Annotated in this window: 10 protein-coding genes and 4 pseudogenes; 7 read left to right on the top strand and 7 right to left on the bottom strand. The window is 44.8% G+C overall.

What is annotated here, in order from left to right; all coding sequences use genetic code 11:
- Positions 1 to 322: 322 nt before the first annotated feature.
- Positions 323 to 736 carry a nucleoside diphosphate kinase regulator gene (gene rnk, locus BUA59_RS23050; RefSeq protein ID WP_072842434.1) on the bottom strand — a complete coding sequence of 138 codons (414 nt, stop codon included), beginning with the start codon at positions 734 to 736 and terminating at the stop codon, positions 323 to 325.
- A 322-nt stretch (positions 737 to 1,058) separates the two neighbouring features.
- Positions 1,059 to 1,903: pseudogene (locus BUA59_RS23055) on the bottom strand (IS3 family transposase); the annotation flags it as partial.
- Between BUA59_RS23055 and BUA59_RS23065 the strand changes: the two are divergent.
- From BUA59_RS23065 to tnpC, 6 genes and pseudogenes are all read left to right on the top strand, one after another.
- Positions 1,895 to 2,116 (top strand): annotated as a pseudogene (locus BUA59_RS23065) (transposase); the annotation flags it as partial. The pseudogenes BUA59_RS23055 and BUA59_RS23065 sit on opposite strands and share 9 nt — an antisense overlap.
- Before the next feature lie 461 nt (positions 2,117 to 2,577).
- Positions 2,578 to 3,405: a carboxylating nicotinate-nucleotide diphosphorylase gene (nadC, locus tag BUA59_RS23070; protein ID WP_072842437.1), complete on the top strand. Its 828-nt coding sequence runs from the start codon at positions 2,578 to 2,580 to the stop codon at positions 3,403 to 3,405.
- A gap of 87 nt (positions 3,406 to 3,492) precedes the next feature.
- The gene (locus BUA59_RS23075; protein ID WP_072842438.1) at positions 3,493 to 3,975 is read left to right on the top strand and encodes a MarR family winged helix-turn-helix transcriptional regulator; all 483 of its coding nucleotides are present in this window, start codon (positions 3,493 to 3,495) and stop codon (positions 3,973 to 3,975) included.
- A 548-nt stretch (positions 3,976 to 4,523) separates the two neighbouring features.
- Positions 4,524 to 4,931 carry a transposase gene (locus BUA59_RS23080; RefSeq protein WP_072842439.1) on the top strand — a complete coding sequence of 136 codons (408 nt, stop codon included), beginning with the start codon at positions 4,524 to 4,526 and terminating at the stop codon, positions 4,929 to 4,931.
- A complete protein-coding gene (tnpB, locus tag BUA59_RS23085; RefSeq protein ID WP_072842440.1) occupies positions 4,928 to 5,275 on the top strand; it encodes an IS66 family insertion sequence element accessory protein TnpB in 348 nt (115 codons plus the stop codon). The genes BUA59_RS23080 and tnpB overlap by 4 nt, the downstream gene beginning before the upstream one ends.
- Positions 5,276 to 5,338: 63 nt before the next feature.
- A pseudogene (gene tnpC / locus BUA59_RS23090) lies at positions 5,339 to 6,892 on the top strand (IS66 family transposase).
- Positions 6,893 to 6,931: 39 nt separating this feature from the next.
- Here tnpC and BUA59_RS23095 read toward each other — a convergent pair.
- The 4 genes and pseudogenes from BUA59_RS23095 to BUA59_RS23110 all read right to left on the bottom strand — a co-directional run.
- Positions 6,932 to 7,288, bottom strand: a pseudogene (locus tag BUA59_RS23095) (transposase); the annotation flags it as partial.
- A gap of 94 nt (positions 7,289 to 7,382) precedes the next feature.
- Positions 7,383 to 8,126, bottom strand: coding sequence for a class II aldolase/adducin family protein (locus BUA59_RS23100; protein ID WP_072842442.1), 744 nt, complete (start codon positions 8,124 to 8,126; stop codon positions 7,383 to 7,385).
- Positions 8,127 to 8,146: 20 nt separating this feature from the next.
- Entirely contained in the window at positions 8,147 to 9,313 is a 1,167-nt protein-coding gene (locus tag BUA59_RS23105; protein WP_211537708.1) for a Gfo/Idh/MocA family protein, read from the bottom strand.
- Positions 9,297 to 10,226, bottom strand: coding sequence for a PDR/VanB family oxidoreductase (locus tag BUA59_RS23110; protein WP_072842443.1), 930 nt, complete (start codon positions 10,224 to 10,226; stop codon positions 9,297 to 9,299). Before BUA59_RS23110 ends, BUA59_RS23105 begins: the two co-directional genes overlap by 17 nt.
- 419 nt (positions 10,227 to 10,645) lie before the next feature.
- On the opposite strand from BUA59_RS23110, the gene BUA59_RS23115 reads away from it, so the two are divergent.
- On the top strand, positions 10,646 to 11,923 hold the full coding sequence (locus tag BUA59_RS23115) for a Rieske 2Fe-2S domain-containing protein (protein WP_072842444.1): 1,278 nt from the start codon (positions 10,646 to 10,648) through the stop codon (positions 11,921 to 11,923).
- A 95-nt stretch (positions 11,924 to 12,018) separates the two neighbouring features.
- Here BUA59_RS23115 and BUA59_RS23120 read toward each other — a convergent pair whose 3' ends face one another.
- Positions 12,019 to 12,189, bottom strand: coding sequence for an integrase core domain-containing protein (locus BUA59_RS23120; protein ID WP_114412831.1), 171 nt, complete (start codon positions 12,187 to 12,189; stop codon positions 12,019 to 12,021).
- Positions 12,190 to 12,326 lie beyond the last annotated feature (137 nt).

A 12,326-nucleotide genomic window follows, 5' to 3' on the forward strand; every position in this document is an offset into this window, starting at 1 on the left:
CAAATCCATTGCCCTCTGTCTGATAATAAAGTTATAACAATCATTTACTAAAGTAAAGCAACACGATCTATGTGTGGTTTACCACACGCTTACGATAGCAGTACCCGCAGTGAATCGGCCAAATTGAACAAAGTATTTTTGAAAAGCGGCTGGATCAACGCCATCAGGATTTCTCTGATTAATCAATAGAGCTTGATTCACTATGATATTGAAGCATCTGACCAGCGGGAATGATAACGATGTGTAAGAAAAAAGTTTCACATGTATAATTTTTTACATACTTACAATAACGGGTATCGCCAAAACTTTTTTACAACGTCAACTACAGTTGATATTCACCAGCCCTTTCAGGTTGGAACGTCACTTGTATGATTTTAATCTTTAAATTTCCACCACCGGGTTTCGGCCATTCAATCTCATCACCAATAGAAAGACCAAGCAATGCGCTACCCACAGGCGCTAAAATTGAAATAGTTGTTCCATTCGATTCCATGTTTTTTGGATACACCAACGTCAATTCAAACTCTTTATTTGTAGCTTCAACAATAAACTTAACCGTTGAGTTCATGGTGATAATATTGTCTGGAACATCTTTAGGAGCAACAATCGTTGCGCGTGTAAGCTCTTCTTCTAGTTCACTCACACCAGCGATATCCGCTTTAGGAAGCGAATCAATTAGGTCTTCTACTCTCTTCAAATCCAACGAAGAGATCGTTATATCAGGTCTTGTTGTCATTATTTCCTCATTAACTATTTACAAATTTTGCTTGGTACTTGAGGTAGTTGCTGTACACATACCACTACCGTCGCTGATAGTACGTCTAGCAATCTGTAATAGATAGCCAAATGAACCACTATTATTAACCTAAGATGCTTCGTGTAAGCTGATATTAAAATCAGGTAATGATAATAGTTATTATAAAACAGTATTTAACTGCTTACGTCGTTGCCTTAATGACAAGAGAAAAGTACTTCCTATCGCTGTCAACATTACCTCTTCTCATTTTAATGACGCCGCCCTAGCTAGTTACATTTTCTCGTTATCTGACGAGTTATAAGTGACTGCCTTGATCGGAATGAAACATTACTCCCTTAGGTTTTCCTCTTAATTCATAAGCCATAATAAGCGCCTTACTAATGAGCTCACAATCCGGACTCAAAGACATCGCCCAGCCAACAGGCTTTCTAGCGTATAAATCCATCACAACTGCTAAATAAGACCAACGGCTTCCTGTCCAAACATAGGTGATATCGCCACACCAAACCTTGTTAGGAGAGCCCACTTTGAACTGTCGAGCTAGAAGATTCGGCACAACTAAACTTTCTTGCTTTGCCCGTTTATAGCGGTGTTTAGGTTGTTGACAGCTAAGCAAAGCAAGTTCGCGCATTAAGTTACTTGCGACATACCGACTTAAGCTTGTACCGCCCTGAGTGACCATCGCTGCGATCGTTCTCGCTCCCGCAGAGCCCTCACTCACTTCAAAAGCGGCTCGAACTTTTTCTTTGAGTATAATACGAGCAGGTGTTTGACCGACCGCTTTATCACGCCAATACCTGTAGCTACTTCTGTGAATACTGAATAGCTGACATAGATGATCAACGGGAAAGCTCTCTTGCAGTCGCTGAATTAACGCAAGCCTTTCAGCTCGTCTGACATCAAGAGAGCTGAAGCCTTTTTTAGAATGTCTTTTTCCATTTCAAGGCGTTTAACTTGCTTTTCTAATTCACGAATTCGACGCTGCTCATCTGTCATTGGTGTTGCTTTAGGGGCTTCGCCACGGATCTCTGAGCGGAGTTGTCTCACCCATTTATCCATGGTGGATTTGCCCACCCCCATCGCTTCAGCCGCTTCTGCGACGCTATAATTTTGTTCTATAACAAGCTGCGCCTTTTCAAGAAACATCCAAGAATAAACAAGCAACCTATCCGAACGGAATACATCAAAGCCAGTATCAGAGCAAAAGTAGAACACCCACTTCGGTTCATAAAGCGTCAGTTTGGTTTTAGGAAAGTGATCTATCGAGGGCTGGCGAAAAACGACAACAAACTGGCGATGCTGTTTGCCTTAGCTAATGTGTTTAGAGTTGACCAGATGATACGGGCAGCAAGGGGTTAATCCGTTCAAAATCCACTAAACAAGGCTAGATAAGCTTGTTTAGTGGTGAAAAGCATCAAAACAGAAGGAACCCAGTGTTTTTTTATTTGAAAAAAGAGAGGTTGAGTGTTTCGCAACTTCTTAATCGTAGTTTCCCTAACTCAACTTCTACTTTTAGCACCTGCTAAAAAAGGGAGGATTACTTTATTAGAAGGCTAATTATTATTGAAAATTTAGAGATATATCGCTATCATGTAAAGGGTTTGGTTTATAATAATCACCGAATCAGACTTCGTTAGAGGTCCTACCCAATTCGAAAGAATGCTTTTCTGGCAGATGGGTTAATCCGTTTTATTATTAGCTAGATTGATTTTTGAATGATTTTTAGAAGGGGCTTTTCATCGATAAGTGATGATGGGCTTCGGAAGGTGGATCACTCGTAGTTTCCCTTTGGGTTTTATGACATTGCATTGAGGTTTTTGATGACTTTACCAAGTGATTTGGCAGATACCGTTAAGCTTGCACTTTTGGAAGATGTTGGCAGCGGGGACGTATCTGCGGATTTGATTTCTACGAACGCGCCGGCAAAAGCACGAATAATCAGTCGAGAAGATGCTGTACTGTGTGGGTGCGCCTGGTTCGAGGAAGTGTTTCGTCAGGTAGATGACACTATTGTAGTCAGTTGGTTCTTTTCTGATGGTAATAAAGTTAAGGCTGAAGACCTTCTCTGTGAGGTTGAAGGACCGGCAAAATCTCTTGTAACAGCTGAGCGAACTGCATTGAACTTTCTTCAGTTATTGTCAGCAACGGCTACGCAAACCAATACATACGTCGAAAAAATTCAACACACGAACTGCAAACTACTCGATACTCGAAAAACTATTCCTGGTCTCCGTACAGCTCAGAAATATGCTGTGGTTTGCGGAGGAGGAAAGAATCATCGAATCGGCCTCTTTGACCAAGTGCTGATCAAAGAGAACCATATTATGGCTGCTGGCTCGATTTCTGCCGCAGTAGAAAATGCTCGTAGGCTTCATCCTGCTATCAAAATCGAGGTAGAAGCTGAAACTCTAGCTGAGGTTCAACAAGGGCTTGATGCTAAAGCTGATATCATCATGTTAGACAACTTTGATCGAGCGAATTTGATTCAAGCCGTGCATCTAGCCGCCGGAAAGGTTCCCTTGGAAGCGTCTGGTGGTGTTAATCTCGAAACAATTACTGCAATCGCGGAGACTGGCGTTGATTATATTTCGGTTGGCGACGTCACTAAGAATGTCAAAGCGATCGATTTATCAATGAGATTTGTTTAGTCGCGAACGAGGAGTCTGGAGAAGATGGTAAGTATACTCAACAGGCTCCTAGCTTAAGATAAATATCATTTTGGTTGTTTAGCACCTATGGATTACAGCTCTCCTAATAGTTATGAAAGATTAGTCGATGAGCGACTTGCACATATCGTTCGTCAGTTGGCTCGTGATTTCCAGAATTGTCTCGAAGAAAGGATACAACCTTACGGAGTGAATCACGGCTTCTGGGCGTATCTTCGAGAGCTCTGGGAAGAGGATGGCGTTTCACAGAGAGATCTTAGTGAACGCGTGGGGTTATCCGGTCCCACCACTAATTCCGTGGTAAAACGAATGGTGGTTGCTGACCTAGTTGAGTTGCGCCCGATAGTCGAAGGCAAGCCTAGGATGCTAGTCCATCTTACCGATAGAGGGAGATCTCTAAGGGGTGTATTGGAACCACTTGCAGAAGAAGTGAACACTATTGCTGTTCGGGACATGTCTAGTGACGAGACCGATATTCTGCGAACATTCTTGCTGAAAATGCTTAGTAATTTGCGTGCAGCCGAATTGCCTTCTACAGAACCTTCGGATTAGATTTGGTCGCTGTTTTTCAAAAAGAGGGAAAAGGTAGAGCTCGACCTGATCTTACAGTTTCGAAGTTAATTCAATTTAATACAGGCCGGAGTCTTCAAACGGCATTAAATCTGAATAAGGCTTCCAGATTAGTGAATTACTGTGAAGTGAACTTTTCAGACAGACAATTCATGTTGTCACACATTAAACGTAAATTGTATTAGCTGCTACTCAATCTGACATTCTAGATCCTTGAGCGTGATCTGATCGTACCATTGCTCTCACAGGTCAGTGTCTGAGAACGGCAGATACTGTTGAAAAACTCGTCAGGCAGGGAGCAATCTCTTTGCCTAGCATCGCAAAGCCACTTGAATGACGGATTTGATTATCGATTCAGTTCAGATTAGCTCCTGATTTTATATTCTCACTCCGTAAATCCTGCCAATATGGACTTTTAGGTACATAGCTGGGCCATCCTTTTCAGGTTTTGCGTAACCGTACGGCCACTACATCTTTTATTTAATTATCCTTAAGGCATCCTATCCACTTTATCAGCCAGGATATGACCGATGTCAGATATTATTCATCACACTAGTCGCCGGATCTTCTCGCCTCAATATAAATTAGAGGTCGTAAATGAGGCATTAGCCAATCAGTTATCAACTGCCCAAATTGCACAAAAGCACCACATCAATAACAACCAAGTTTTTCGCTGGTGTCGCGAATATAAACTTGGTAACGCAAGATGGGTAAAAGTAGCAAGCAACCACCCTGTGATGGCGACACAAGATACCCCTGGAGAGACCAAGTTTTTACCCATCACGACTCAGTCCAGCTCCAATACTGTCATGCGCAATACTAAACAACAGACGCCAAACTCAAGTATGGTGGTCGTTGAGCTAGCCAGTGGGCACGTGCTCAAGCTCACACATCCCACGGCTGAGACGATCAAACAGATCTTATCGGTTATCGTATGATCACTTTATCCCATGATGTACGGATCTGGTTATGTGCCGGCCACACCGATATGCGTAAAGGCTTTGATGGTTTATCTGCGATTGCGCAGCATATATTACAAAAAGATCCCTTTAATGGGCATGTTTTTGTGTTTCGCGGCAAACGTGGTGATCGGGTTAAATTACTATGGTGGGATGGTCAAGGATTATGTCTGTATTATAAACGTTTGGAGCACGGACGTTTTGTGTGGCCGAGCGCAACATCCGGTGCTGTTCACTTATCACAAGCCCAATTATCCATGCTACTAGAGGGTATTGATTGGCGCCCACCGGCAAGGCGATATCGACCGGGAAATAGTACGTAAAAAACCGTGAATTTATTGCTTTATCCCGTCTTTTTATTGGGCTTGAGTGGTATAATTAAGCTCATGAAAACAGGCCGTCAAGCACTTCCAACCGATACTCATGCATTGCAACAAATGGTGTTGCAGATGCAATCTGAGCTGTCTGAAAATAATAAGAAACTATCCGCTCAAGACTCCGTTATCGATAACCTACGCCATCAATTAGCGGTATTAAAGCGTGCGCGTTTTGGTCGATCATCAGAGCAGGTTGAGCAAAATATCCATCAGTTGGAATGACAGCTTGAAGAGCTAGAAATCGCCCAAGCACAGATGACCCCTGGTAGCAGTGCTGCAGGCACGGTCAAGAAGACATCTCGTCGTCGCATCACATTACCTGAACACTTAGCACGAGAAGAGTACCGCTTAGATACGCATGAGCTCTGCCCAGACTGCCAAGGTGCGTTGTGCCATATCGGTGATGATGTCTCAGAAATCTTGGATGTGGTGCCTGCATCGTATCGTGTGATTAAAACCGTGCGTCCTAAATACAGCTGTAAGGCCTGTGACGCCGTGGTTCAAGCGCCTGCACCGCAGCGAGTGATTAATAAAGGCCTGCCAAGTGCTCGGTTGTTGACACAAGTGATGGTCGATAAGTACATGGACCATCAGCCGTTGTACCGCCAATCACAACAGATGGCACGAGAAGGGATTGCTGTTGAGCGCTCAACGTTAGCTGATTGGGTGGGGCAAGTGAGTCGCTTACTCGCTCCGCTAGCGGAAGCAATAGGGCGTCATGTCACACAGGCTTCTCACTTACATGCCGATGACACTACAGCACCGACACTATCACCAGGTAAAGGACGTACACAAACAGGACGATATTGGACGTATGTTAGAGATGGTCGAGCATGGAATGAAGCGGCGGCGCCTGCGGTCTGGTTACAATACAGTGAAGACAGAAAAAGTATCCATCCCACCATGCATTTACGCCACTTTACTGGGGCACTGCAAGCGGATGCGTATGCTGGTTATAATGATGTGTATCGTAACAAGGTGACTTTTGTCGCTTGTTTAGCGCATGTCAGGCGAAAGTTTTATGATATTACCCAATCGGGCCCAGCGCCTACTGCACAGCAGGCTATCGAATATATCCAACAGCTGTATGCGATTGAAAAAACGATCCGCAATCAACCACCGGATAAGCGCTTAGCAATACGACAACAACAATCTGTGCCGATACTGACTGAGTTTTATGATTACTTAGCCACAAGTTTGCGCACCTTATCAAAAGGCTCGGCGATGTCTAAAGCCGTGGCGTATGCGATAAATCAACAAGATGGGATTATGGCATATACCCAAGATGGTCGTGCGGCTATTGATAACAACTCGGCGGAGCGGTCTATCCGTCCCATTGCACTGGGTAGAAAAAATTACTTGTTCGCAGGCTCTAAAGCCGGCGGTGAACGAGCTGCAGTACTGTATACCATTCTCGGTACAGCGAAATTAAATGATATTAATCCGAATCAATATCTCACAGCAGTATTAAAACGCATAGGACAACACTCAATCAATAAAGTCGATGAACTCTTACCATGGAACATTGACCTAAGCACACCCACCCAAAACGAAGCTATCTAAATCAGAAGACTAAGTGTCCACTAAAAAACAAGTGGACACTTAAGTGAAGATACTGGGTGTAGTGGCCGGACGGTTACTGTTTTGCATCGTAGCCACCATTAATAACTCATCATTCGCGCTTTTCAGACCCCACAATCGAAGTCGATTGAAGTTGAGATGGATTTTCATATGGGCGAAAAGCACCTCGACTTTCTTTCTCTGATTACGGCTGACATTCTCGTACTCTTCGGTGGGGGTTATCGCTCTTGCCACATCACGTGCTGCTTCATGGACACTTTGAGTTGTCTTCCTAAAAATTGTGTCTGGGCAGCAGCGTTCCTTCAGGGAGCAGGTTCTACAATCAACCTGACTGGAGCGGTAAATAATTGTGTCAGCCTTGGTTACCGTAGACTTCCTGTATGACTCCGACGCTGCCGGGCTTTGTTCTGCATTAGATAACCGAGCGGGCTAGTCGTCAGTTATCTAAGTTTCGCTTTTTTCTGAATGAACTTTATTTGTAAAAACTAATCCACTCTTTTTGCGCATGTCTCGCTCGGGCTCTCCATAGTGCCCATGGACGTTCTACTTGACCTTCGTTGGCCGCTTGTGACGCGATGGTTTCACCAGGAGTGAGATACTCAATCGGGCCAAGCTTCATCGATTCGGATTGAAGTTTTGCATTAACTTCTACGTAGACGGCCCGGTAAACCGCTAGCTTTATAGATGGCGCCACGACAGTGGATCCGTGACCGCGCATGAGTACCAGAGTGTTGCTGGATAATTCAGTTGATAGAGACTCGCCTAGGTATTTATCGGTAATTAGTAGAGATGTTTTATCACCGGCATGGTCACGTATTTCAAAAATTGGCACGTGAGTCCCAATAAATCCACTCATGTGGCAAATGGGTCTTAGTGGTGTTTCCTTAGCAACGCTGAACGGTACGACGGAAGGGGAGTGGCTATGTACGATAGACATAACATCGGGGCGAGATTTGTAGATCTCACTATGAATGAATCGTTCTAAATAAACCTTCCTCGTGTCGCCATCTGATACTTCACCGTTCATATCGAATTCGATGATGTCGTCAGTTGTGACCAATCCGGGCGCCATGTTTCTGGCTAGGTAAAATCGGTCAGTGTTTGTCGGGCTTCTAACGCTTATGTGTCCAAACGCATCTAAGACGCCTTCGTTGAATAGAATCAAATTGGCGTCAACTAGATTTTCTAGCGTTTCACTTAGGTTGATGTCGCTCATTGCTATTGATCTTCGTCTTGTTAATTGTGTTGGTGCGAAAGGGAAGTCGTATCCTTGGAAGCTTCGCTTGCGAGAAGCGCATGACAGATTTCCAGTGATGCACGTCCCCAGTATCCGTCCTGTAAAGGGAGTACTCGATTACGCACAGCCTCAAAGAGCGTGTCGAAGACTTCTGCTCTACTGGTTCTGAAAGGGGCTTCGTGAAAGGCGCATCCTTTGATATTGTGGACCTCTACCCCTGTTGGCGTTAGGCGCAGATCACCGAGATCACCAAAGACGAAAACTTGTCCGAAATGTTCGTGCGTATCGGCTTTCGGACAGCTCTCAAGCGATACGAATCCACGTGAAGTTTTGAAGTCTGCTTCATTGGCTACGGTTGTGAGCTTTTGTCTAGCGGTTTCACCGGTATCTGGAGATTTAGGTGTGCCCAGTTCCGAGATGTCACCCATAAGACGGTCTCCATCAAAGTGTGCATATCCAGAGTAGGTGAGGCTTGCAAACAGCTCATCTTCAAAGTCGATCAGCATGGAGTAGGCGCCTTCGGTCGGTCGTTCTGAATCCCAAGCACCGCCTGTTCTAGCGGTTACTCGTTGAGCGGGCTTTCCTGCTAGTCGTCTAACTAGGTCGACTTGATGTACAGCCTGGCTGAAGACTACACCGCCACCGAGGTCGGTTGAAAGTTCGGCAGAAGTTCTTGGGCGGTAAAGAAAATCGGTTGCATAAAATGCATGAATCATTCGGACTCGTCCGATCTCACCGCTTTTGATTAGCTTTTCAGCCAGAGCAACCGGACCGTCGAAACTGTGACTGGGGCCGACAATTAGCGTTACTCCAGCCTGCTCAGCAGCCTTTATCATCTCAGTAGCGTCAGCTAGGGGAATGGTCATTGGCTTTTCCACCAGTACATGCTTTCCTGCCTCGATGGCGGTCAAAGCATGTTCTTTGTGAAGTCCATGAGGGGTTGAGATGTAGACGGCCTCGATATCTGCTTCGTCGAGCATCGTCTGGATATCCGCGTACGTATCACCATGAAAAGCCTTGGTAAACGCCTCCCGATGAGCACGATTGGGCTCGGCCGCTGCGACTAGATCAATGCCCGAATGAGAACTAATTGCGGGGGCTGATAGAGCAAATGCTCTGCCAAGCCCGACGACTCCGAGCCGGATAGGATTATAGGTCGAGGACAAGGTGATCTCCTTTTGCGCGCGAAACACAGACCATGATCTGAGAGTCCTTTTCATCGTTCATTAGTACGAGGTCCCGATGATCAACTTCACCTTCGGTATAGCGACATTTACAGGTCCCGCACGTGCCATTTTCACATGAGCTAGTAAAAACAAAATCGTTGTCACGCATTGCCTCAAGTATTGTCTTATCTGCAGGGACTTCGAACTCCTTACCAGAGTTGGTTAGCGTGACTGTAAAACCTCTGTCGTTCTCTCTAATGACCTCAACGGGCATAAATTTTTCCAGATGGACACGACCATCCGGCCAGTGTCCTGTAACCGCTAATACTTCTTCCATGATCGCCTCGGGCCCGCAGCAGTATATATGTTCGACAGTCGGGGTCATTAATAGATCCCAGAAATCTAGCCGCCCGCCCGGGTTGCCTTGAGAGAAATGCAGCGTGAGATCGCTGCCGCACAACTCTTTTAGTTCGTCTAGATAAGCAGTCTGTTCCTCTTCTCGAGAACAGTAGACGACTCTGAATTTTCTTCCTTCCTCTTTTAGCGCTTGAGCCATTGAATAGATAGGAGTGATACCAATTCCTCCAGCAATCAGCAACGCTGCGTGGCTGTATCCGAGAGGAAACTCGTTCTCAGGTTTCTCGACATCGAGAATAGTTCCGATGGTTGCATCTTTGTGCATAGACTCAGATCCACCACGAGACTTAGGCTCTAGCTTTATGGCTACTGTATAAGAGCTGAGGTTGTCTCCCGGATGAACGAGGGAGAAGCGCCTATGAGCTCCAGACGGTGTAGTTATAGTTATGTGAGCACCAGGTTCTGCTCTGTGAAGGTCTTGCCCATCTGTCGATGTGAGGGTGAACTCCTCGATGTCGCTTGTCAGAGCTCTCCGAGCAGTAACTATCATTTTCATGTTCTTATTGTCTCCGTTTTGTAGTTGTTAGAGTCTGGTTCTGTCTAGACCAAGTACTTTTAAACCAACAACATATAAAGTTATCTATATATAAAGTTGTCTATAAAGCATTTTGAAAGAATACTATAGTTGCTCGAAATCAAATATATTAGCATGCTAATTTTTTTTATCAAGATAAAAAGTAGCCATCTAATAATTCGGCTGAAAAATATTAGCTAGCTATTTTTTTCTTGTAAATAATAAATTAGATATCTAAGATATGTGGACGGATTTGATAGATCCGCCTTTGCAGGCTGAGTAAATAAGTTCGGGTTAACTTCTACGTTGGTCCACCTGAGATTGGTAGGCCTTGTTCAAAGTTGATCACGGGAAAAGTTGGCCTCATTTTTGAATAAAAATTATAATTAGGAGAGCAGAAGATGCTAACGCCTGAAGAGAATAAGTTGCTAACACATGTTATGCCTGGGGATCCAATGGGAGATTTGATGCGACAGCATTGGACGCCTGTGTGTTTGCTAGAAGAAGTCAAAGATAACGATGGGACACCTGTATTAGTTGAAGTACTGGGTTCTCGTATGGTTGCTTTCCGTGACACAGAAGGTCGCGTTGGACTTCTGGATGAACTATGCCCACATCGGTTGGCTTCATTGGTATTCGGTCGTAACGAGGGCTGTGGTATTCGTTGTCTTTACCACGGTTGGAAGTTTGACGTGGAAGGTAACGCGGTAGCTATGGCGTCTGAGCCTCCTGAGACTGAAAAGAGCATGTGCTCTAAAGTAAAACACAAGTCTTACAAAACTGTCGAATGGGGCGGTTTCCTCTGGGCTTGGCTTGGTGAAGAAGGCAAAGAGCCTGAATTCCAGCTGCCTGCATTCGCACCTAATAAAGAAGTTCAAGTTTCAATTCTGAAAATTCGAATTCCTGCGAACTGGGCTCAGATCCTTGAAGGTCAAATTGACTCTGCTCACTCTTCATCTCTGCACTCGTCTGATATGGTGCCAGCTAAAGTCGATAGTGCTGCTGCTGATGACAAGAGCTGGTATCGCCCGACTACGGATAAGTCACCTCGTATGCAGGCAGCTAGAACCGATTACGGTTTCCAGTATTGCGCAATTCGCCGTCCTATCAGCAACGCAAGTACGCATGATTACATTCGACTAACTCAGTATGTTGCGCCGTACTATGCAATGATTCCACCAAACACATCATATAATGTGTCTGCTGTTATCGTGCCGATTGACAACAAAAACTCGAATTTCCACTTCATTGCTTGGGGTAACCCAGAAACTACTCCCGATACTAAGGCTTGGCGTGAGTTTGCTCATGCTGTTCCTGGTGTTGATGTTGATCCAATTACTTGGGCAACAGTCGGTAACATGGAAAACCGGTTCCGTCAGGATCGGCTCAAGATGAAAGAGGGTGATTTCACGGGTATTTCGGGTATTCCAAATCAGGATATCGCAATGTGGGTATCTATGGGGCCAATCGTGAACCGCACCGATGATATTCTTGGCGCTTCGGATCTAGCAATTGTTGAGTTTCGCCGCGTCATGGTTGAAGCTGCGCAGAAAGTTGCTAACGGTGAACCTGCAATTGGAACCAATCCGTCGATTCCACAAGCGAAAATCGCTTCATTCCAGGGCGTTGTTCCAAAAGAGTCCGATTGGCGTGAGCTCTGGAAAGAGAACGTTGTCTAAAGATACCCAGCGTCTGTTACCTTCTTAGCGTGTTATCAGATAGATTGGTAGAGCTTGGAGGTATGTCTCGTCCTAAAATACGTTGACGATTTTTGTTAAGCCAGTATGGATTCCATGCTGGCTTTTTCATGCACTTCTTCTGGTGTTTCCATATTAAGACTTAAGTGAGGTCGATATCTATTATAAATATCAATAGATTCACTAATCTGCCTCTCTAATTCTTTAAAAGTTCTACAGCGTTCAATCAAATGCATATTTCGGAGCATTCCGACCAGTCATTTCGGTATTATCCGGCCACTTTTAGCCTCACTCCGAAATCAGTGATCGGATTAGCGAAATGTGCGGTCGGAATGACCGAAATCCTTCTTTTTTCTCTTTTAAATCAATAGCTCGCTATTCTTTA

It is taken from the genome of Marinomonas polaris DSM 16579 (assembly GCF_900129155.1).
Classification (GTDB): domain Bacteria; phylum Pseudomonadota; class Gammaproteobacteria; order Pseudomonadales; family Marinomonadaceae; genus Marinomonas; species Marinomonas polaris.

Coding starts and splice junctions, on each gene's coding strand:
- rnk (WP_072842434.1), bottom strand. CDS start 736: ATGACAACAAGACCTGATATAACGATCTCTTCGTTGGATTTGAAGAGA.
- nadC (WP_072842437.1), top strand. CDS start 2,578: ATGACTTTACCAAGTGATTTGGCAGATACCGTTAAGCTTGCACTTTTG.
- BUA59_RS23075 (WP_072842438.1), top strand. CDS start 3,493: ATGGATTACAGCTCTCCTAATAGTTATGAAAGATTAGTCGATGAGCGA.
- BUA59_RS23080 (WP_072842439.1), top strand. CDS start 4,524: ATGTCAGATATTATTCATCACACTAGTCGCCGGATCTTCTCGCCTCAA.
- tnpB (WP_072842440.1), top strand. CDS start 4,928: ATGATCACTTTATCCCATGATGTACGGATCTGGTTATGTGCCGGCCAC.
- BUA59_RS23100 (WP_072842442.1), bottom strand. CDS start 8,126: ATGAGCGACATCAACCTAAGTGAAACGCTAGAAAATCTAGTTGACGCC.
- BUA59_RS23110 (WP_072842443.1), bottom strand. CDS start 10,226: ATGAAAATGATAGTTACTGCTCGGAGAGCTCTGACAAGCGACATCGAG.
- BUA59_RS23115 (WP_072842444.1), top strand. CDS start 10,646: ATGCTAACGCCTGAAGAGAATAAGTTGCTAACACATGTTATGCCTGGG.
- BUA59_RS23120 (WP_114412831.1), bottom strand. CDS start 12,189: ATGCTCCGAAATATGCATTTGATTGAACGCTGTAGAACTTTTAAAGAA.